Origin of the sequence: Kocuria sediminis, assembly GCF_009735315.1 — a bacterium.
Taxonomy (GTDB): domain Bacteria; phylum Actinomycetota; class Actinomycetes; order Actinomycetales; family Micrococcaceae; genus Kocuria; species Kocuria turfanensis.
The window spans coordinates 270,069-289,209 of sequence record NZ_WOGU01000002.1 but is presented as its reverse complement, the minus strand read 5'-3'; the positions used below and the strand labels follow the sequence as shown (position 1 = coordinate 289,209).

Genomic DNA, 19,141 nt, shown 5'->3' with positions numbered 1-19,141 from the left:
GCCGCGCGAGACGCATCTTGACGGAGGTAGCCCGTGGCCACGCCAGCCCAGTGGATCGAGGGAGCCCGGCTCCGGACGCTGCCCATGGCCGTGGCCCCGGTCGTGGCCGGCTCCGCCGCGGCCCAGGCCCTGCACTCCTTCGACCTCGTCCGGGCGGTCCTCGCCCTGCTGGTGGCCCTGTTCCTGCAGATCGGCGTGAACTACGCCAACGACTACTCCGACGGCATCAAGGGCACCGACGACGTGCGGGTCGGCCCGCTGCGGCTGACCGGCTCCGGGGTCGCGGCCCCCGGGCAGGTGAAGGCGGCGGCGCTGCTGTGCTTCGGCCTGGGCGCGCTCGCCGGCGCGGCCCTGGTGGTGCTCAGCCGCCAGTGGTGGTTCATCCCCGTGGGGCTCTCCGCGGTGCTCGCCGCCTGGGGCTACACCGGCGGGAGGACCCCGTACGGGTACCGGGGGCTCGGCGACGTGTTCGTGTTCGTCTACTTCGGGCTCGTGGCCGTGCTCGGCACCACGCTCACGCAGGCCGGCGCCCTCAACCCCGAGGCGTGGGTCGCGGCCCTGTCCACCGGCCTGATCGCCACCGCCCTGCTGATGGCCAACAACATCCGGGACCTGCCCGGGGACCGGGAGGTCGGCAAGCGGACGCTGGCCGTGCGGCTGGGCGATCCGCTGGCCCGGGTGGTGTTCGCCGCCGAGATCGCCGTGGCGCTCGCGCTGGTGCTGTTCCTGGTGCCCGGCAACCCGTGGATGCTCGTCGTGCTACTGCTCGTGCCGCTGGCGCTGCCGCCGGTGGCCACGGTCCTGCGGGTGCAGGACCGCCGCCAGCTCATCCCCGTGCTGAAGCAGTGCGGGGTGCTCAACGTGGGGTGGGCCGTGCTGTTCTCCCTGGCGGTGCTGCTGCAGCAGTGGCTGTGAGCCCCCGCTGAGCGCTCAGACCTCGCGCCCGTCCTCGCGCAGCTTCCGGTCCACGTAGGCGTCCTCGACCTCCTGGTCCTCGAGCGCCACCCGGCTGCGGGGCCGCGGGGAGCGGGCGACCCACCGGCGCAGCTCCTCCCCCGCGGCCGTGTGCAGGCGCGGGAAGAACAGGTAGGAGACCGCGAAGGACGCCGCCACGGCGGCGATCCCGGACAGGATCAGCCCCACGCCCAGCCACATGCTGAGCAGGAAGACCAGCACGAGGAGGCCGAAGCGGAGCAGGGAGTACTTCAGGAAGTTCACCCCGCCAGTCTACCGAGCCGACCTGGAAGATCTCCCCGGGCGCAGAGCTTGCGCCCAGGCAACTCCCCTACGATTGTCGGCATGGGCAGAGCCATCCTCATCATCGGCGCGGCCGCACTGGCGGTGGGCGTCATCGTGTACTCCCTCATCGAGTGCGCCCGGACCGACAGCGCCGCCATGCGCGGACTCCGCAAGGGGGGCTGGATCGCGGTGATCGTCCTCCTCCCGCTGCTCGGCGCCCTCCTGTGGCTGTTCCTGGGCCGCCCCCGGGGCACCGCGGACTCCTCCGCCCCCGCGCGCGGGAAGGGCCCGGACGACGACCCCCAGTTCCTGCGCAACCTCGAGGAGCGCCGCCGGCAGCAGGAGCAGGCCGAGAAGCTGCGCCGGTGGGAGGAGGAGCTGCGCCGCGGTGGCGGCGCCGCCGGCGGGCGCCCCGGTCAGGACGGGCCCGGGAGCGGCTCCCCGGGCGGGTCCCCGGGCGGCTCCTCGGCCGGCCGCGCCGACGACGCCTCCGACGACTCCCCCGGCAAGAACCGGCCGCCGCGCGACTGACACCCCCGTCCGGGGGCGGCGGCCGAGGACGGCCCTAGACTCGGGGCACCATGTCCGTGATCCCCCGCCTGCACAGCGCCGCCCGGCGCCACCCCGCGCGCGCCGACGCGCTGTGGGTGCTGCCCGCGGCCCTGCTCACCCTCTCCCTCAGCGCCGAGGCGCCGGCCGGAGCCGCCCCGGTCTGGCTCCTGTCCCTCGCCGCCACCGTCCCGCTGTGCTGGCGCCGCACCCGCCCCACGGCCGCGGCCGCCGCGGTGGCCGCGGCCCTGCTGCTGGCCCTGGTCCTGCAGGCGGTGCCCTATCCGGCCCTGTGGGCGGTGCCCTGGGCCGTGTACTCGGTCTCCGCGCACGGCGGCGTGCGCGGGCGGCGGGCCCTGCTGGCCGCGGGCGTGCTCGGCGCCGTGCTCTTCGGTCACCACCTGGCCCGGGCGACCTTCGGCGGCGCGGACCCGGTGAGCTGGTGGGAGCGCGGGCTGATGTGGCTGTCCGTCAGCGGCGGCGCCGCCGTGGTGGTGCTCGCGGCCTTCGCCTTCCGCGGGTGGCGCCGGCTCAGCCTGCTCCGGGACCGCGAGCTCCTGGAGCGGGCCCGGCGGCTGGAGCGCGAGCGGGACCAGGAGCGGCGGCTCGCCGCCCAGGACGAGCGCACCCGCATCGCGCGCGAGATGCACGACGTCGTGGCGCACTCCCTGTCCGTGATCATCGCCCAGGCCGACGGCGCCCGCTACGCCGTCGCCTCGGCCGGGGGCGCCCCCGCCCCGGAGACGGCCTCGGCGGCGCTGGCCACGATCGCGGCGACGGGCCGGTCCTCGCTGGCCCAGATGCGCCGCCTGCTCGGGGTGCTGCGCACCGACGACGGGGGCGAGCTCGCGCCGCTGCCCGGTCTGGCGGACCTGCCCGCCCTCGTGGCAGGCTGCCGGGGCGCCGGCGCCGACGTGCGGCTGCGGGTGCACGGGGAGCCCGAGCCCGGCCGGCTGCCCTCCGGCGCCGAGCTGGCGGTCTACCGGATCGTCCAGGAGGCCCTCACCAACGCCCTGCGCCACGCGCCGGGGCTGCGCACGGTGACCGCGGAGCTGCGGTGGACCCGCGAGGGGCTCACCGGGTCCGTGCACAACGACGGCGTCACGGCCCCGCCCGGCAGCGTCCCGGCCCCGGGCAACGGGCTGCGCGGGATGCGCGAGCGCGCCGACCTCTACGCGGGCACGGTCTCGGCCGGGCCCTGCCCTCCGGACGGCTTCCGCGTCCGGTTCTCCGTCCCCCACCAGGAGCGCTGACCGTGTCCCTCTTCCCCGCGACCACCCCTGCGCCCGGATCCGTGCCCGAGCCCGTGCGGGTGCTCATCGTCGACGACCAGCAGCTCGTGCGCGGCGGCTTCCGCATGCTGCTCGACTCCCAGCCCGATCTCGAGGTGGTCGCCGAGAGCGGGGACGGCGCCGACGCCGTGCGGGCCGTGGAGCGCCTGCGGCGAGCCGGGGCGGGACCGGACGTGGTCCTGATGGACGTCCGGATGCCGGTGCTCGACGGGATCGCCGCCACCCGGCAGATCCTGGCCCGCCACGGCACGGACGTGCGGATCGTGGTGCTGACCACCTTCGACCTCGACGAGTACGCCCTGGACGCGCTGCGGGCCGGCGCCAGCGGCTTCCTGCTCAAGGACGCGCTGCCGGAGGAGCTGCTCGCCGCCGTGCGCACCGTCCACCGCGGGGACGCCGTGATCGCCCCGTCCACCACCCGGCGACTGATCGGCCACTTCGTGGAGGAGCCCGCGGCCGGGTCCGCCGGGGACACCACCGCGCCCCGGCCCCACGCCGCGGCGATCGCGACCCTCACCGCCCGCGAGCACGAGGTCTTCCTGCTGATGGCCCGGGGCCTGTCCAACGGGGAGATCATGGGCGAGCTGTTCCTCTCCGAGGCGACCGTCAAGACCCACGTCTCCCACGTCCTGGCCAAGCTGGGCGTCCGGGACCGGGTGCAGGCCGTGGTCCTCGCCTACGAGTCGGGGCTGATGGGCTGAGCGCCGGTTCTCATGCCCGGGGATGAGACGCCCCGGCCCGGAATCATGCCGGGCTCCGATGCGCCCGCCAGGCCCGCCGGGAGAGCCTGGCAGCATGATCACCCCCACCGCTCCCCCCGCTCTGCACGCCCACCGCCTGCACCAGGCCTACGGGGCCGCCACGGCCCTCGACGGCGTCACCCTGACCGTCCACCACGGGGAGTCCGTGGCGGTCATGGGCGCCTCCGGCTGCGGCAAGACCACCCTGCTGCACTGCCTGGCGGGCATCGTCGTGCCCGACCGCGGCGGCGTGACCCTGGACGTCCCGGGCGGTCCGGTGACCCTCTCGGCCGCCTCCGAGGACCAGCGCGCGGTCCTGCGCCGGTCCCACCTCGGCTTCGTGTTCCAGCAGGGCCTGCTGCTGCCCGAGCTGACCGCGCTCGAGAACGTGGCGGTGGCTGCGATGCTCGCCGGCACGTCCCGGCGGGAGGCCGAGCGGTCGAGCACCGAGCTGCTGGGGCGGCTGGGCCTGCACGGGCTGGGCGATCGCCGCATCGGGCAGCTCTCGGGCGGGCAGGCCCAGCGCGTGGCCATCGCCCGGTCCCAGGTGAACCGGCCGTCCGTGACCTTCGCCGACGAGCCCACAGGAGCCCTCGACTCGCGGACCTCCGAGGAGGTGATGTCCCTGCTGCTGGCCGCGACCTCCGGCGCCGGCACCACCCTGGTGGTGGTCACCCACGACGAGACCGTGGCCGCCCGGTGCGCCCGGGTGGTCCGGATGCGCGACGGCCGCGTGGTCGAGGACTCCGCGGCCGCCGGCCGCACGCCGGCGGGGACGGCAGGTGCCCTCCGATGACGCTGCCGCGCCTGCTGCCCCTGTTCGTCACCCGGTCCGCGTTCCTCTCCGCCCCCGGCCTGCTGACCGTCGCGGCCTTCGCCGCGCCCACGGCGCTGCTGGTGGTGGTCGGCGGCGGCACCGCCGCCTTCTTCCGCACGGAGGGCGAGTCGGCGGTGCTCTACCGGGCGCTCGCCCTCGTGGCCGTGGCCCTGCTGCTGGTCCCGTTCCTCTCCCTGGGCGCTGCCGCCGCCCGGCTCTCCGCGCGGCGGCGGGACGACCGGCTGTCCACCCTGTCCCTCCTGGGCGCCTCCCGCGGCACGGTGACCGGGCTGGCGCTGCTCGAGCCGCTGCTGCTCGCCGGCGCCGGGGTGCTGCTCGGCGCCGTGGCGGCACCGCTGCTCGCCCTGCCGCTCGGGCTCGTCCCGTTCCGCGGCTCGCCCCTGGGCTGGCGCGCGCTGCTGCCCCCGGGTCCGCTGCTGGCGGGCCTGCTCGCCGGGGTGCTGGTCCTCGCCCTCGGCAGCGCCGCCGTGGGCGTGCGCCGCCTCACGGTCGGCCCGCTGGCGGTGCGGGTGCGCCGCGACGCCCCGCGGGTGCGTGCCGTCCGGCTGCTCGTGGGCGGGGCGCTGTTCTCGGCGGCCCTGGTCGCGGCGGTGGCCGGGCAGACCGTGGCCCCCTCCGTGGCGGTGATGGTCGCCCTGAGCGCGGCCGCGATCGCCGGCGGCGCCCTCGTGCTGCATCTCGTGGGGGTGTGGCTGGTCGGCGCCCAGGCACGGCGCCGGGTGCGGTGCGCGGGCAGCCCCGAGCAGCTGCTGGCCGCCCGCGGCGTGCTGGAGGACCCCCGGCAGGCCTGGTCGCAGGTCTCCGGGGTGGCCCTGACCGCCTTCACGGCCACCTTCGCGGGCTCCGGCGCCGCCCTGGTCGGGGCCGGGCCCGGCGGGGCGGGGACGGCTCCGATGACCGAGGAGGAGGTCTGGCTGGTCCAGGACGTGGGCACGGGCATCCTGCTCACGCTGGGCATCTCGTTCCTGATAGTGGCCGTCTCGGCGGTGATCGCCCAGGCCGCCCTGATCCACGACCGGAAGGAGCTCTACGCGGGCCTGCACGCCCTCGGCGCGGACACGCGCACGCTGCACTCCGCGCGCGTGCGCACGGTGATGCAGCCGCTGCTGCTGGTGGTGGCCGTGGCCGGGGCGGCGGGGCTGCTGCTGGCCGCCCCCATGGCCGGGCCCGCGGCCGTGCTGGCCCCGGGCACCTTCGCGCTGATGCTCGGCTCCGTGGCGGCCGGGGCGCTGCTGGTGCGCGCCGGCCTGGAGCTCACCCGGCCCGTGCTGGCCGCCGTGGCCCGGGCTCCCGCCCGCGCGGCGGGCTGAGCGCCCCGGGAGGACCGCGGCCCGCACCGGCGCTCGTGCCGGTGCGGGCCGCGGGGAGCCGGGCGTGCCGGGCGGCTCAGACGCCGGCGTAGGAGTGCAGGCCGGCGAAGAGCGTGTTGACCACCGTGAAGTTGAAGATGATGCACAGGTACCCGGCGATCGACAGCCACGCCGAGCGGGTGCCGGTCCAGCCGCGGGTGGCGCGGGCGTGCATGTAGGCGGCGTAGACCACCCAGATCACGAACGTCCACACCTCCTTGGTGTCCCAGCCCCAGTACCGGCCCCACGCCTGCTCGGCCCAGATGGCCCCGGCGGCGAGGGTGAAGGTCCAGAAGGCGAAGCCCACCGCGTTGAGCCGGAAGGAGAGGTTCTCCAGCGCCTGGGCGGACGGGACCATCCGCAGGAAGTCCATGCCGGGGGCCTGCCCGGCCAGGATCGCCCGCTCGCGCCGGGCCTGCAGCAGCTGCAGCACGGCCATGGCGAAGGTGATGGTGAACACGCCCGAGGCCGCCACCGCGATGGACACGTGGATGACCAGCCACCAGGACTGCAGGGCCGGCTGCAGCGGGCCCACGGGCGTGGGGAAGCCGATCGTCGCCGCGCAGAGCATGATCACCACGAGCCCGGAGACGAGGGTCCCCACGAAGCGCAGGTCCCGGGCGAGCAGGGCCAGCAGGTAGACCCCGGCGACGACGAGGGCGCCCGTGGTGCAGAACTCGTACATGTTGCCCCAGGGCACCCGGCCCGCCGCGAACGTCCGGCTCACCACGGCGGCGGCGTGGACCAGGAACGCGAGGACCATGACGGCCACGGCCACGCGTGCGGCGGGACGGCGCTCCCCGGTGTAGCGCATCTGCTCGTCCGCCACGTGCCCGGCCAGCGCGGACCGGGCGCCCGTGCGGTAGCCGCGGCCGCGGTGGCCCGCCCCGTGCCCGGCCCGCGCGTCGGCGGGCTCGGCGGCGTCCAGCGCGCCCGCCCGGGCCGCGGCGGCGACGAGCTCGCGCTCCTCGGTCCCGGCCGTGCCGCGCAGGGCCTTGGAGTGGGCGGCCATGTCCCACGCGAAGGCGACGAAGCTGACCAGGTAGGTCATGGCGGCCAGGAGCATGAACAGCTCGCTCCAGGCGCCGAGGGTCTCGTTGACGGTCATGCCGTTCATCCTCTCACTCGTTCCCGGACGCCGGCTCGGAGCCGGCCCGGGCGGGGGCGGGCCCCGCGGTCTCCCGGTCGCGCACGCCGGCGGACTCCCACTGCCCGGTCCACAGCTCGCCCAGCCGCTCGGCCTCGGCCGCGAGCCGGGGGTCCTCGCCGCGGGCCAGCAGGCCGTACTCGAGCACCGTGCAGGCCCGGCCGTCCTCGTCCGTGCCCCGCGCCGCCCGCACCCAGACGCGGCGGCGGGAGATGAACAGGGACATCAGCAGGCCCGTGAAGGCCAGCACGAAGGAGACCAGGGCGCCCGTCTTGCCGGGGTCGTAGTGGACGTCCAGGCCCACGTAGCGCTTCACGTCGAGGAACTCCACGGTGCCCTTGCCGTCGGGCAGCTCGTGCACGGGGTTCGCGGCGTCGAGGGTGATCGCGCCGTTCTCGTTGGTCATGGCGTTGAGCTCGGTGAGCTGCTCGACGTCGAGCACGTACACGTTCTGCGGGGCGCCGGTGTCCAGGCCCAGGTCGCCGTGGTAGGCGGAGAGGATCAGCCGGGGGTTGGCCAGGCCCGGGTCCACCGAGCGGGGCATCTCCCCCTCCCCGCCGACGGCGGTGGGCAGGAGCAGCCCCACGAAGCCGAGCTGGTCGGGGCGGGCGTCCGGGACCTTGAGCACCAGCGAGGAGGTGTACACGCCGTCGGAGGGGACGGTCACCACGGGGCCCTCGAAGGCGACGTCCCCGTTGCCGTCGGTCACCCGGATCACCGGGGCGTAGCCGTTGCCCACGAGGTAGCTCTTCACGCCGTTCACGTTCAGCGGCTGGTTGACCTTCAGCACCTCCTCCCGCGGCTCGGCGCCGGGCTCGTCCTGCACGGTGACCTCGGCGGTGAAGTCCAGCGGCGCCCCGTAGTTGCGCGGGTTGGTGGTGTCCCGGTTGAACTCGGCCTCGAAGCGGTCGAGCCGGACCGAGAACGGCTCCAGCCAGTCGGCGTCGTAGTTGGTGCCGGGGGTGAAGGAGTCGTAGCCGATGAGGGTGTTGACGAAGGACTCGCCCTCCACGACCACCCGCTGGCCCTTGTAGCCGAACAGGGACCCGACGGCCACGGAGACCAGCACGCCCAGCAGCGCCAGGTGGAAGACGATGTTGCCGACCTCCTTCCACATCCCGCGCTCGGCGGCGACCGAGGGGGTGCCCGAGCCGGTGTCCCGCACCGCGACCCGGTAGCCGCGCTTCCTCAGCAGCCGGGCCGCGTCGGCGACGACGTCGTCGGGGGCGGGGGCCTCGGCGCCGTCGCGGCCCCCGAGCGTCAGCGCACGGTGCTCGGGCAGCCGCTCCAGCCGCCGCGGGGTGCGCGGGGGCTCGGCCCGCCAGGCCCGCCAGTGCTTGGCCGCGCGCGGCAGCACGCAGCCCACGAGGGAGACGAACAGCAGGATGTAGACGGCGGAGAACCAGGCCGAGGAGAACACGTCGAAGAACTGCAGCCGGTCCAGCCACTCCCCCAGGACCGGGTTGTTGTCCAGGTAGTCCTGCACGGCCGCCGGGTCCTGGATCCGCTGCGGGAAGATCGAGCCGGGCACCGCCGCGACGGCCAGCAGCAGGAGGAGGAACAGGGCGGTGTTCATCTTCGTGAGCTGCGTCCACGCCCACCGGGCCATGCCGCGGGGCCCGAGGGCGGGGAGCTCGGTGTCGGAGGAGCGCCCGCGGGGCGGCTCCGTGGTCGCGGGACCCGACGAGGGAGGCGCTGGTGTGCTCATGCCGGTCTTTCTGTGGTCGGGGCGGGACGGGGTGCCGGAGGCGCTCAGATCGGCATCACCCAGTCGGTGACGAGCTCGGCCTGCACCCAGGAGACGAACGCGGTCCACGCCCCCGTCATCATGAGCAGCCCGACCAGGACGAGGAGGCCCCCGCCGGCGCGCTGGATGGTGAGGCGGTGCCGCCGGAAGAAGGCCATGGCCCCCATGCCGCGGCGCAGCGCCAGGGCCAGGAGCAGGAAGGGCACCCCCAGGCCCAGGCAGTAGGCCACCGTGAGCACGGCGGCCTTCCCGGCCGAGGCGCCGTCCACGTACACGAGCGCCTGCACGGCGGCGAACGTCGGGCCGATGCAGGGCGCCCAGCCCAGGCCGAAGGTGACGCCCAGCAGCGGGGCGCCCCACAGGCCGGGCGGGGGGCGGCGCTCGATCTTGCGGTCCCGCTGGAAGAACGACACCCCGCCGAGGAAGACGACGCCCATGAGCACCACCAGGGCGCCGAGGACCACGGTGATCCAGCCCTGCCCCAGGAACCAGGCGTAGGCCCCCAGCTGGGCGAGCAGCACGGACATGAGCAGGAACACGGCCGAGAAGCCGAGCACGAACAGGCCGATCCCGGCCAGCACCCGGCCGCGGCGCTGGTCCTGCAGGTCCGCGCCGGTCAGGCCCGTCACGTAGCCCAGGTAGCCCGGCACGAGCGGCAGCACGCACGGGGAGGCGAAGGAGACCAGCCCGGCGAGCAGGGCCACGGGCAGGGCGACGAGGAGGGAGCCGTCGAGGACGATCTCGGCGAACGGGTTGCCGGCCGTCATGCCGCTTCGGCCACCGTGTCCTCGAGCAGGGTCTCCAGCACGGAGCGCTCGGCGATGCCGAGGATGCGGGCGGCCACCCGCCCCTGGGCGTCGAGGACCAGCGTGGTGGGCACGGCCTGCGGGGGCACGTAGGCGCTCAGGGCCATCAGCACGCCCCCGTCCTTGTCCTCGAAGGAGGGATAGGGGATCTCGAAGGTGCGCTCGAACGCCTCCGCGGTGGCCTGCTCGTCGCGCAGGTTCACGCCGTAGAAGGCGGCCCGGCCGTCGAAGCGCTCGGCGAGCTCCCGGAGGTCGGGGGCCTCGACCCGGCACGGGGCGCACCCGGCGTACCAGAAGTTGAGCAGCGCGGGGGTCCCGCGGAGGTCCTCGGCCGAGACCACGGTGCCGTCGAACAGGGTGCCCTCGAACTGCACGGGCTCCTCGCGCTCCTCGGCCGCGTACTCGGAGACGGTGCCGTCGCCGGCGATGTAGCCCTTCTGGTCCCCGGAGTTGGCCTGCTGGGCCAGCGAGTCCTCCTCGGTGCACCCGGCGAGGGCGAGCCCGAGGACGCCCAGGCCCGCGAGCGAGAGCACGCGGCGGCGGGACGGACGGGAGGAGGGCGAGGGACGGGAGGTCACGGACGGATCACCTGGTGCTCTGGACGGGACGGGGACGGCGGCGGCGCCCCGCCATTATGAACCGGGAAGCTGGTTGACCCCTGGATAGTAGACGGCGGCGGGCTCCCGGTACTCGACCCGGGGCGGGCGCCCGGCGTCGAGGTCGTCGAACACGAGCGTGGTCAGGGAGGCGAGGTTGCACTGCCGCCGGCGCGGGTCGTGCGGCAGGGGACGGCCCTCGGCCGAGCGCCGGGCCAGCCAGATCGGCAGCTGGTGGGAGACCACCACGGCCTCGGCGCCGTCTCCGCCGCGCGCCACGGCGGTGCGCCCGGCCTCCAGCACGGCCTCGGCCATGCGGGCCACCTGCCGCCGGTAGGGCTCCCCCCAGGAGGGGCGCAGCGGGTTGCGCAGGTGGGGCCAGTGCCGCGGCTTGAGCAGCTCGAGGGCGTCCACGTGCAGGCCCTCGAAGTGATTGGGGGCCTCGATCACCCGCTCGTCGGGGTGCACCGGCAGGCGCAGCTCCCGGGCCACCGGCGCGGCGGTCTCCCGCGCCCGCTGCAGCGGGGAGGAGACGAGGTGGACGATGCGCGAGCCGTCGCCGACCCGGCTCACGAGGTCGGCGGCGGCGGCCTCGGCCATCTGCGCGCCCAGCTCGGTGAGGCCGTAGCCGGGGAGCCGACCGTAGACGATGCGGTCCGGGTTGAGGACCTGGCCGTGGCGCAGCAGGTGGATCGTGGAGGAGGGCATGCTCCCATGCTCCCAGACGGGCGCATCCGCACCCAAAACGGGGGCCCGGCTCAGCCGGCCAGGCGCTCGCGCAGCAGCCGGGCGAGCCGGCGCTCGTCGATCTGCCAGAAGTCGCGCGGAACGCCGTCGACGAGCAGCACCGGGATCTCCTCCGCGTGCCGGCGGGCCAGCTCGGGGTCGCCGTCGACGTCGACCTCGGCCCAGCCCAGGCCCAGCGCGGAGGTGACCCGGTCCACGGACTCCCGGGCCGCCTCGCAGAGGTGGCACCCGGGGCGGGTCAACAGGGTCACGGCCGGGGGCGTCGGGGAGCTCATGGGTCCATGCTACGGCCCGCCCCGGCGCCGGTCCCGGCCGCCCCCGGCAACGCCGCGGGGCCGCCGTCCTCGGGAGGACGGCGGCCCCGCGGGCGGTGTCAGCGCCGGGTCACTTCTTGTTGCGGCGCTGGTGGCGGGTCTTGCGGAGGAGCTTGCGGTGCTTCTTCTTGGACATCCGCTTGCGGCGCTTCTTGATCACTGAACCCATAGGATCCCTCGCATCTTCATGTCTCGGTGGTGTTCCCCGGGAACTCCGCGACAGGCGGGAACCGGGGTGCCGGCCCTCGGACGGGAACGGCCGGGCAAACGTTCACTGACACCCTACCGTCTCGCAGGGAAATTGCCGTATTCGTCCCCGGTGGACGGCTCTCAGGCGCTGCGCGGCACCTCCGACGGGCCGCCGGGCTCGCCCGCGGCGCGCACCGGCAGCTCCCCCGTGGCGACGGGCACGGCCGGGTCGGCCGGCGCGTCCGGGGCGGGGCCGGGGGTGCGCTGCTCCTGGTCGGGGTCCACGCCGGCCTCGCGGTACTGGTACTCGATGTGCTCGGCCACCAGCCGGGCCGCGAGCCTGCGGTCGCCCGCCTCCACGGCCGAGTAGATCGCCTGGTGCTCGGCGCGCAGCCGCTCCGAGGTGGCGCTCCACAGGGGCACGTGCCCCACGAGGGCCATCGTGTACTCGTAGATCGAGTCCCGCAGCGAGGACATCAGGGCCGAGACCACCGAGTTGCCCGCGGTCTTGCACAGCGCGATGTGGAAGCTCACCTCGAGGTGGTGGAACTCCTTGAGCGAGAGGTCGTCCCGGCCCATCTGCTCGAGCAGCGCCCGCAGCTCGGCCATGGCCGGGTGCCGGGGGTCCGAGCGCTCCAGCGCCCAGGTCTCCAGCAGCACCCGGGTCTGCACGATGTCCCGCAGCGGGTAGTCCGAGGTGGCCATGTGCAGCTGCAGGGCGGGACCGGCGGACGCCGCCGGCTCCCGGACCAGCATGGGCAGGATCGACTTGCGCGGCCCGTCGAAGAGACGGACGATCCCCTGCGCCTCCAGGGTCTTGAGCGCCTCCCGCATGTTGTTGCGGGACACGCGGTGGATGGCCGCGAGGTCGCGGTCCGAGGGCAGTTGTTGGCCCAGCACGAGATGGCCGTCGAAGAGCTCGTTCTCCAGCCACTGCAGGACCTGTCGATGCGTTGCCATAGTCTCCAGGGTAGGTCCACCGCGGCCCTCCGTGGGGCGGTCGCGGGTCCGGACGTGTCGGAAGTGCGGACGGGTGGGACTGCCGGGCCCGGCCGGGGCCGGGCCCGGCGCGGATCAGATGAGGCCCTGGGCCATCATGGCGCCGGCCACCTTGACGAAGCCGGCGATGTTGGCGCCGGCCACGTAGTTGCCGGGCATGCCGTAGTCCTCGGCCGTCTCGGCGCACCGGTCGTGGATGGACGTCATGATCTGCCCGAGCCGCTCCTCGGTGTAGTCGAAGGTCCACGAGTCGCGGGACGCGTTCTGCTGCATCTCCAGCGCGGAGGTCGCCACGCCGCCGGCGTTGGCCGCCTTGCCCGGGCCGAAGAGCACCCCGGCCTCCTGGAACATCCGCGTGGCCTCGCCGGTGGAGGGCATGTTGGCGCCCTCGGCCACGGCCACCACGCCGTGCGCCAGCAGCTTCTTGGCGTGGGAGCCGTCCAGCTCGTTCTGGGTGGCGCACGGCAGGGCCACGGTGCCGGGGACGTCCCACACGGAGCCCTTGGCGATGAACCGGGCGCGCCCGCCGCGGCGCTCGGCGTACTCCGAGATCCGGCCGCGCTCGACCTCCTTGATCTGGCGCAGCAGCTCCAGGTCGATGCCGTCGGGGTCCACCACGTAGCCGCCGGAGTCCGAGGCGGTGATCACCGTGGCCCCCAGGTGCTGGGCCCGGGCGATCGCGAAGGTCGCCACGTTGCCGGACCCGGAGACCAGCACCGTCTGCCCGTCGAAGGACTGCCCGCGGGTGCGCAGCATCTCCTCGGCGAACATGACGGTGCCGTACCCGGTGGCCTCGGTGCGCACGAGGGACCCGCCCCAGCTCAGTCCCTTGCCCGTGAGCACGCCCGACTCGTAGCGGTTGGTGATGCGCTTGTACTGGCCGAACAGGTAGCCGATCTCGCGCCCGCCCACGCCGATGTCGCCGGCCGGGACGTCCGTGTACTCCCCGATGTGGCGGTAGAGCTCGGTCATGAAGGACTGGCAGAAGCGCATGATCTCCGCGTCGGAGCGCCCGCTGGGATCGAAGTCCGAGCCGCCCTTGCCGCCGCCGATGGGCATGCCGGTGAGGGCGTTCTTGAAGATCTGCTCGAAGCCCAGGAACTTCACGATGCCGAGGTAGACGGACGGGTGGAAGCGCAGCCCGCCCTTGTAGGGCCCCAGCGCGGAGTTGAACTCCACGCGGAAGCCGCGGTTGATGTGCACGCGGCCCTCGTCGTCGGTCCACGGGACGCGGAAGATGATCTGGCGCTCCGGCTCGCAGATCCGCTCCAGCACCGCGGCGTCGAGGAACTCGGGGTGGCGGGCCACCACGGGGCCGAGGGAGTCGAAGACCTCGTCGACCGCCTGGTGGAACTCCACCTCACCGGGGTTGCGGGCCAGGACGGCCTGGCGGATGGGATACAGGTCCTCGTGCATGGTGCTCCTCGTGCTGGTCGGAAGGGTGGGACCGGTCACCGCCGCGGGTGCCGGGGACGGCGGCGCAGGCCCGGCAGGCCGGCCAGGAGGTCCGCGGCGCGGGCTCCGGCCCCCCGGGCGGGGCGCCGGGGCGTCCCGCCCGCGGGACGCCCGGCCTCGGACGGATCGGATCCGGGGATCTCGGCCATGAGCAGTTCGGGGCCCGGTTCCCGCGGCGCGGGGGCGGTGACCACCAGCTCCTCCGGCGCACCGGTGACGGGTTCGTCCGCCGCGGCCGTGCGAGCCCCGGACGTCCCGCCCCGTCCGGGCGCGGTCGGTTCCGGCGCGATGGGCTCCGGAGCGGCCCGCTGCTGGACCGCGTCGCCGGTGACCTCGTGGATCCAGCGGGTCACCTCGGCGAGGGGCTCGGGCCGTACGGCGTACAGCCGCCGCTGCCCTTGTGCCTCCATGGACACCATACCGGCCTCGCGCAGGATCTTCAGATGCTTGGAGACGGTGGGCTGGGAGACGCCCAGCTCCGCCACGAGGTCCCCCACGGGTCGCTCGCCGTCCTTGAGCACGGTGAGGATCCCCCGCCGGGTCTTGTCGGCGATCACCGCGAACACGTCGTTGTTGCCCATCCGATCACTGTAAACGCGTTGGCGGGCGGCACCCGGCAGCGGCACGTCCACCCCGTTCCCCCGCCCGCCGGCAGCCGGGGGCTCGGGGCTCAGTCGAACCACGGGTCCAGCCCCCACTGCGGGAAGACCTCCTTGCGGGTGGCCATGATCGTGCGGTCGGTCTCGTCGTTTGGGTCGAAGCCGACCTCCCACGACCGCCACCACAGGTCCACCTCGTCGCCCATCACCCGCGGCGCCTCGACCCCGTAGCGCTCGTGCACGTGGTCCCGCCACGGCTGCGGCACCGCGGCACCCACGTCCACCGGGTGCCCGGCGGCGATCCCGACCAGGTGCGTCCACGCCCGGGGCACCACGTCGTGGCAGTTGTACCCGCCCCCGCCCGTGGCGATCCACCGGCCCTCGCACAGCTCGTCGGCGAGTCCGGCGAGGGCGACGGCGGTCTGCCGCTGGGCGTCCACGCTGACGCGCAGGTGGGTGAGCGGGTCGGCGAAGTGGGAGTCGCAGCCGTGCTGGCTGACCAGGACCTCCGGGGCGAACTGGCGCAGCAGCGGCGGGACCACGGCGTCGAAGGCCCGCAGCCACATGGCGTCGTCGGCGGTGGCGGGCATGGCGACGTTGACGGAGTACCCCTCGGACGCCCCCCGGCCCGTCTCGTTGGCGAAGCCGGTGCCCGGGAACAGGGCCAGGCCGGTCTCGTGCAGCGAGATGGTGAGCACCCGGGGGTCGTCGTAGAAGATCGACTGGGTCCCGTCCCCGTGGTGGCCGTCGACGTCCACGTAGGCCACCCGCTGGACGCCCCGCTCCAGCAGGTGCCGGATGCCCACGGCGCAGTCGTTGTAGATGCAGAAGCCGCTGGCCCGCTCGGCGTGGGCGTGGTGCATCCCGCCCCCGAAGTTCACGGCGCGCACCGCGTCCCCCGCCAGCAGGGCCGCGGCGCCCTGGTAGGTGCCGCCCACGAGCCGGGCGCTGGCCTCGTGCACCCGGGGGAAGGCGGGGGTGTCCTCGGTGCCGAGCCCGCACTCGGGGAGCTCCAGGGAGGGGTCCGCGGCGACCGCCCGCACCGAGTCCAGGTAGTGCTGGGGGTGCACGAGGCGCAGGACCTCGTCCGGGGCGACCTCCGGGGCCTCCACGGTGACGTTGGCCCGCCGGTCGAGGCCGAACTCCTGGACGAGGCGGTACGTGAGCTCGAGCCGTGAGGGGTGCATCGGGTGGTGGGCCCCGAAGTCGTACTCGAGCAGGGCGGGGTCCCAGAACAGTCGCGTGGGGTGCGGGGCGCCGGGCCCGGATGTAGCAGGAGTCACACGGCCATTAGACCACTCGCGCCGTCGCCCCGCGCCGGACCCCGGGTGCCGACGCGCTTTGTGTCCGCCGGGCCGCGGGCCCGGACGGGGTCCGGCGGCACGGGCGTCGCCCGGCAGCGCCGTGGGCTCCGCCGCGCGGGCTCGGGTGGGATACTGTCTCGGATCGGGGCACGCGCCGCGGCCGACGCCGTCCGGGCCGGGCGGCCCGGACATCAGGACCGGACATCAGGAGGAGCGCCCGTGAGCAACCTGCAGCACCGGTCCTGGGTCTCCCGCGAGGAGCGGGGCCGTTTCTGGCTGCTCGCCTCGCTGCGCGACCTCGTGGACCGGATCGCGGCCGGCTCCCCGGCCCGTCTCGCCGTCATCTCCTTCGCCGCGGTCGTGACCGTGTTCTCCTTCCTGCTGTGGCTGCCCGTCTCCTCCGCCCCGGGGGTGGACACGGAGATCGAGGACGCCGTCTTCACCGCCACCTCCGCCGTCACCGTCACCGGGCTGACCACGGTGCCGACCGCCACGAACTGGTCCTTCGTCGGGCAGTTCGTGATCCTGATCGCGATGCAGATCGGCGGCCTGGGCACCCTGACCATGACCTCGATCCTGGCCCTGGCGATCGGCCGCAAGCTGGGCCTGAAGTCCCGGCTGATCACGCAGGAGGCGCTGAACATCGGACGCCTCGGCGAGGTCGGCTCGCTGCTGCAGGTCATCCTGGTGATGTCCGTCGTGATCGAGGCGGTCCTGGCCGCCGTCCTGACGATCGGCTTCCTGCTGGTCGGGGAGCCCTTCCTCACCGCCCTGTGGCACGGGGTGTTCTACTCGGTCTCGGCCTTCAACAACGGCGGGTTCACCCCCCACTCGGACGGGCTCGTGCCCTACACGGACGCGGCGCTGATCCTCCTGCCGATCGCCCTGGGCGTCTTCCTCGGCTCCCTGGGGTTCCCCGTGGTCCTCGTGCTCCGGCAGACGGGTCTGCGCTTCTCCCGGTGGAACCTCAACACGAAGCTGGTCGTGGTGACCACCACGGTCCTGCTGGTCGTCGGCTGGGCGCTGTTCCTGGCCTTCGAGTGGTCCAACCCGGACACCCTGCAGGGGCGGCCCGTGACGCAGAAGGTCTTCGAGGGGTTCTTCCACTCCGTCATGGTCCGCTCCGGCGGCTTCAACCTGGTGGACATGAACAGTCTGGAGCCGGTCACCCTCCTCATGACGGACGCGCTGATGTTCGCCGGCGGCGGTCCCGCGTCCGTGGCGGGCGGGATCAAGGTCACCACGCTCGCCGTGGTGTTCCTGGCGATCCTGGCCGAGGCCCGCGGCGACCGGTCGGTCATCGCCTTCTACCGCAGCATTCCCGAGGACGCCCTGCGCATCGCGATCTCGGTCATCATGATGGGCGCCACCGTGGTCCTGGTCGGCTGCGGGCTCCTCGTGGAGATCTCCGAGGAGCCCCTCGACCGGGTGCTGTTCGAGGTGATCTCCGCCTACGCCACGTGCGGGCTGAGCGTGGGCCTGTCCGGGGAGCTGCCGCCGGAGGGCAAGTACGTCCTCGCCGTCATCATGCTCGTGGGCCGCATCGGCACCACCACCGTGGCCGCCGCGCTGGCCCTGCGCTCGCGCCGCCGTCTGTACAAGTACCCCGAGGAAAGGCCGATCATTGGCTGACCGTTCGTCCCACAGCGTTCCCGTCCTGGTGATCGGCCTCGGCCGCTTCGGCACGGCCACCGCCCTCCAGCTGGCCCGGCAGGGCCGGGAGGTCCTGGGCGTGGAGCGGGACGCCCAGCTGGTGCAGAAGCTCTCGGGCCAGCTCACCCACGTGGTCGAGGCCGAGGCCACCGACATCGACGCGCTGCGCCAGCTCGGCGCCGCCGAGTTCGACTCCGCCGTGGTGGGCGTCGGCACCTCCATCGAGTCCAGCGTGCTGATCACGGCGAACCTCGTGGACCTCGGCGTGGGCCGGATCTGGGCGAAGGCCATCACCCCGGCCCACGGCAAGATCCTCTCGCGGATCGGCGCCCACCACGTGATCTTCCCCGAGGCGGACGCCGGCCGGCGCACCGCCCACCTGGTCTCCGGCCGGCTGCTGGACTACATCGAGTTCGACGACGACTTCGCCATCGTCAAGATGCACCCGCCGCGGGAGGTGCAGGGCTTCACGCTCGGGGAGGCCCACGTGCGCTCCAAGTACGGCGTGACGGTGGTGGGCGTGAAGTCGCCCGGGGAGGACTTCACCTACGCCCGACCCGAGACGAAGGTGACCTCCCGGGACCTGCTCATCGTCTCCGGGCACGTGGACCTGCTCGAGCGCTTCGCCGCCCGGCCCTGACCGGCCCCGGCCGGGCCGCCGGAGGGGCACGGGCCGCACGCGCCCGGGCCGGCGACGCCGTGCGGCTCAGCCGGCGCTGAACTCCCGGGTCAGCTCCGCGGAGCGGTCGGCCGAGGCCTGGGCGGCGGCGGCGACGAGGTCCTCGAAGCCGTTCTCCTGGAAGGTCGTGATCGCCCGGTCCGTGGTGCCCTTGGGGCTGGTGACGGCCCTGCGCAGCGCCGCGGGATCGGCCCCGGCCGGGCGCAGCAGCTCACCGGCCCCGGAGACGGTCTCCTTGGCCAGCACCCGGGCGACGTCGGCCGGCAGCCCCATCCGCTCCCCCGCCTGCTGCATCGCCTCGGCCAGCAGGAACACGTAGGCCGGCCCGGAGCCCGAGACCCCGGTCACGGCGTCGACCTGGTCCTCGGGGACCTCCACGACGGTGCCGACGGCCTCGAGCACCTGGCGCACGGCGCGGGTCTGCTCGGCGGTGGTGGCGGTGCCCGGGGTCACCGAGACGACGCCGCGGCCCACGCTCGAGGGGGTGTTCGGCATGGTCCGCACCACGGGCTGGCCGGCCGGCAGGGCCTGCTCGAGGGCGCCGACCGAGATGCCGGCGGCCACGGAGGCCACGACGGTGCCCGGTCGCAGGGCGGGGGCGATCTCCCGGGCGAGCTCGAGGATGCCGACCGGCTTCACGCCGAGCAGCACGACGTCGGCCTCGCGGGCGGCCCGGCGGTTGGCCTCGGGGTCCTCCCCGGTGACGTACGGGCGCACCCCCGTGTCCTCCTGGAGCCGGTGGGCGCTCTCCGCGGAGCGGACGGTGGCCCGGACCTGCTCGACGGGCACGCCGGAGGCCAGCACCCCCCGCAGGATGGATCCGTTCATGGAGCCGCAGCCCAGGAAGGCGAGCACAGGTGTCATGGTCGGTGGGGTCCTCTCGAAGCGGGAACGGGTCG

The 19,141-nt window shown here is 74.5% G+C and carries 21 protein-coding genes; 8 read left to right on the top strand and 13 right to left on the bottom strand.

Annotated elements, in window-relative coordinates; all coding sequences use genetic code 11:
• Positions 1-33: 33 nt before the first annotated feature.
• Positions 34-915, top strand: a complete 882-nt coding sequence (locus GMA12_RS03565; protein ID WP_162459430.1) for a 1,4-dihydroxy-2-naphthoate polyprenyltransferase — start codon at positions 34-36, stop codon at positions 913-915.
• 15 nt (positions 916-930) lie between these two features.
• Here the strand turns inward: GMA12_RS03565 and GMA12_RS03560 are convergent, their stop codons facing one another.
• The gene (locus tag GMA12_RS03560; protein ID WP_162459429.1) at positions 931-1,218 is read right to left on the bottom strand and encodes a DUF4229 domain-containing protein; all 288 of its coding nucleotides are present in this window, start codon (positions 1,216-1,218) and stop codon (positions 931-933) included.
• Positions 1,219-1,299: 81 nt separating this feature from the next.
• On the opposite strand from GMA12_RS03560, the gene GMA12_RS03555 reads away from it, so the two are divergent.
• The 5 genes from GMA12_RS03555 (at position 1,300) to GMA12_RS03535 (ending at position 5,968) form a co-directional block, all read left to right on the top strand.
• A complete protein-coding gene (locus GMA12_RS03555; protein WP_156267200.1) occupies positions 1,300-1,770 on the top strand; it encodes a PLDc N-terminal domain-containing protein in 471 nt (156 codons plus the stop codon).
• Between the two features lie 50 nt (positions 1,771-1,820).
• A complete protein-coding gene (locus tag GMA12_RS03550) occupies positions 1,821-3,041 on the top strand; it encodes a sensor histidine kinase (RefSeq protein WP_156267198.1) in 1,221 nt (406 codons plus the stop codon).
• 2 nt (positions 3,042-3,043) lie between these two features.
• Positions 3,044-3,781: a response regulator gene (locus GMA12_RS03545; RefSeq protein WP_370830110.1), complete on the top strand. Its 738-nt coding sequence runs from the start codon at positions 3,044-3,046 to the stop codon at positions 3,779-3,781.
• Positions 3,782-3,875: 94 nt separating this feature from the next.
• A complete protein-coding gene (locus tag GMA12_RS03540) occupies positions 3,876-4,616 on the top strand; it encodes an ABC transporter ATP-binding protein (RefSeq protein WP_156267196.1) in 741 nt (246 codons plus the stop codon).
• A complete protein-coding gene (locus GMA12_RS03535) occupies positions 4,613-5,968 on the top strand; it encodes an FtsX-like permease family protein (RefSeq protein ID WP_156267194.1) in 1,356 nt (451 codons plus the stop codon). The genes GMA12_RS03540 and GMA12_RS03535 overlap by 4 nt, the downstream gene beginning before the upstream one ends.
• A 76-nt stretch (positions 5,969-6,044) precedes the next feature.
• Here GMA12_RS03535 and ccsB read toward each other — a convergent pair whose 3' ends face one another.
• From ccsB to GMA12_RS03480, 11 genes are all read right to left on the bottom strand, one after another.
• A complete protein-coding gene (gene ccsB / locus GMA12_RS03530; RefSeq protein WP_156267192.1) occupies positions 6,045-7,115 on the bottom strand; it encodes a c-type cytochrome biogenesis protein CcsB in 1,071 nt (356 codons plus the stop codon).
• Between the two features lie 13 nt (positions 7,116-7,128).
• The gene (resB, locus tag GMA12_RS03525) at positions 7,129-8,862 is read right to left on the bottom strand and encodes a cytochrome c biogenesis protein ResB (RefSeq protein WP_240898568.1); all 1,734 of its coding nucleotides are present in this window, start codon (positions 8,860-8,862) and stop codon (positions 7,129-7,131) included.
• 44 nt (positions 8,863-8,906) lie between these two features.
• Entirely contained in the window at positions 8,907-9,668 is a 762-nt protein-coding gene (locus GMA12_RS03520) for a cytochrome c biogenesis CcdA family protein (protein ID WP_156267190.1), read from the bottom strand.
• Positions 9,665-10,285: a TlpA family protein disulfide reductase gene (locus GMA12_RS03515; protein WP_162459428.1), complete on the bottom strand. Its 621-nt coding sequence runs from the start codon at positions 10,283-10,285 to the stop codon at positions 9,665-9,667. Before GMA12_RS03515 ends, GMA12_RS03520 begins: the two co-directional genes overlap by 4 nt.
• 54 nt (positions 10,286-10,339) lie before the next feature.
• Positions 10,340-11,011, bottom strand: coding sequence for a histidine phosphatase family protein (locus tag GMA12_RS03510; RefSeq protein ID WP_156267188.1), 672 nt, complete (start codon positions 11,009-11,011; stop codon positions 10,340-10,342).
• Between the two features lie 50 nt (positions 11,012-11,061).
• Complete coding sequence (locus GMA12_RS03505) at positions 11,062-11,325, bottom strand: glutaredoxin family protein (protein ID WP_047804689.1); 264 nt, start codon at positions 11,323-11,325, stop codon at positions 11,062-11,064.
• A 109-nt stretch (positions 11,326-11,434) separates the two neighbouring features.
• On the bottom strand, positions 11,435-11,533 hold the full coding sequence (locus tag GMA12_RS03500) for a 30S ribosomal protein bS22 (RefSeq protein ID WP_005504750.1): 99 nt from the start codon (positions 11,531-11,533) through the stop codon (positions 11,435-11,437).
• A 161-nt stretch (positions 11,534-11,694) separates the two neighbouring features.
• Positions 11,695-12,513 (bottom strand): FadR/GntR family transcriptional regulator, encoded by an 819-nt coding sequence (locus GMA12_RS03495; RefSeq protein WP_240898567.1) that lies wholly within the window; start codon positions 12,511-12,513, stop codon positions 11,695-11,697.
• A 114-nt stretch (positions 12,514-12,627) separates the two neighbouring features.
• A complete protein-coding gene (gene gdhA, locus GMA12_RS03490; protein WP_156267184.1) occupies positions 12,628-13,968 on the bottom strand; it encodes an NADP-specific glutamate dehydrogenase in 1,341 nt (446 codons plus the stop codon).
• 35 nt (positions 13,969-14,003) lie between these two features.
• Positions 14,004-14,588 (bottom strand): ArsR/SmtB family transcription factor, encoded by a 585-nt coding sequence (locus GMA12_RS18510; protein WP_206064632.1) that lies wholly within the window; start codon positions 14,586-14,588, stop codon positions 14,004-14,006.
• 89 nt (positions 14,589-14,677) lie between these two features.
• Complete coding sequence (locus GMA12_RS03480) at positions 14,678-15,889, bottom strand: acetoin utilization protein AcuC (RefSeq protein WP_370830097.1); 1,212 nt, start codon at positions 15,887-15,889, stop codon at positions 14,678-14,680.
• A gap of 249 nt (positions 15,890-16,138) precedes the next feature.
• On the opposite strand from GMA12_RS03480, the gene GMA12_RS03475 reads away from it, so the two are divergent.
• Both GMA12_RS03475 and GMA12_RS03470 read left to right on the top strand, forming a co-directional pair.
• Complete coding sequence (locus tag GMA12_RS03475; RefSeq protein ID WP_156267505.1) at positions 16,139-17,542, top strand: TrkH family potassium uptake protein; 1,404 nt, start codon at positions 16,139-16,141, stop codon at positions 17,540-17,542.
• On the top strand, positions 17,535-18,203 hold the full coding sequence (locus tag GMA12_RS03470; protein ID WP_156267182.1) for a potassium channel family protein: 669 nt from the start codon (positions 17,535-17,537) through the stop codon (positions 18,201-18,203). The genes GMA12_RS03475 and GMA12_RS03470 overlap by 8 nt, the downstream gene beginning before the upstream one ends.
• Positions 18,204-18,269: 66 nt before the next feature.
• On the opposite strand, the gene proC is transcribed toward GMA12_RS03470, so the two are convergent.
• Entirely contained in the window at positions 18,270-19,106 is an 837-nt protein-coding gene (gene proC, locus GMA12_RS03465) for a pyrroline-5-carboxylate reductase (protein WP_156267180.1), read from the bottom strand.
• Positions 19,107-19,141: the final 35 nt, after the last annotated feature.

What these genes read in the sequence shown, in the direction of transcription:
- GMA12_RS03555 (WP_156267200.1), top strand. Translation starts at nt 1,300, where the DNA reads ATGGGCAGAGCCATCCTCATCATCGGCGCGGCCGCACTGGCGGTGGGC.
- GMA12_RS03550 (WP_156267198.1), top strand. Translation starts at nt 1,821, where the DNA reads ATGTCCGTGATCCCCCGCCTGCACAGCGCCGCCCGGCGCCACCCCGCG.
- GMA12_RS03540 (WP_156267196.1), top strand. Translation starts at nt 3,876, where the DNA reads ATGATCACCCCCACCGCTCCCCCCGCTCTGCACGCCCACCGCCTGCAC.
- GMA12_RS03535 (WP_156267194.1), top strand. Translation starts at nt 4,613, where the DNA reads ATGACGCTGCCGCGCCTGCTGCCCCTGTTCGTCACCCGGTCCGCGTTC.
- ccsB (WP_156267192.1), bottom strand. Translation starts at nt 7,115, where the DNA reads ATGACCGTCAACGAGACCCTCGGCGCCTGGAGCGAGCTGTTCATGCTC.
- resB (WP_240898568.1), bottom strand. Translation starts at nt 8,862, where the DNA reads ATGAGCACACCAGCGCCTCCCTCGTCGGGTCCCGCGACCACGGAGCCG.
- GMA12_RS03520 (WP_156267190.1), bottom strand. Translation starts at nt 9,668, where the DNA reads ATGACGGCCGGCAACCCGTTCGCCGAGATCGTCCTCGACGGCTCCCTC.
- GMA12_RS03510 (WP_156267188.1), bottom strand. Translation starts at nt 11,011, where the DNA reads ATGCCCTCCTCCACGATCCACCTGCTGCGCCACGGCCAGGTCCTCAAC.
- GMA12_RS03505 (WP_047804689.1), bottom strand. Translation starts at nt 11,325, where the DNA reads ATGAGCTCCCCGACGCCCCCGGCCGTGACCCTGTTGACCCGCCCCGGG.
- GMA12_RS03500 (WP_005504750.1), bottom strand. Translation starts at nt 11,533, where the DNA reads ATGGGTTCAGTGATCAAGAAGCGCCGCAAGCGGATGTCCAAGAAGAAG.
- GMA12_RS03495 (WP_240898567.1), bottom strand. Translation starts at nt 12,513, where the DNA reads ATGGCAACGCATCGACAGGTCCTGCAGTGGCTGGAGAACGAGCTCTTC.
- gdhA (WP_156267184.1), bottom strand. Translation starts at nt 13,968, where the DNA reads ATGCACGAGGACCTGTATCCCATCCGCCAGGCCGTCCTGGCCCGCAAC.
- GMA12_RS18510 (WP_206064632.1), bottom strand. Translation starts at nt 14,588, where the DNA reads ATGGGCAACAACGACGTGTTCGCGGTGATCGCCGACAAGACCCGGCGG.
- proC (WP_156267180.1), bottom strand. Translation starts at nt 19,106, where the DNA reads ATGACACCTGTGCTCGCCTTCCTGGGCTGCGGCTCCATGAACGGATCC.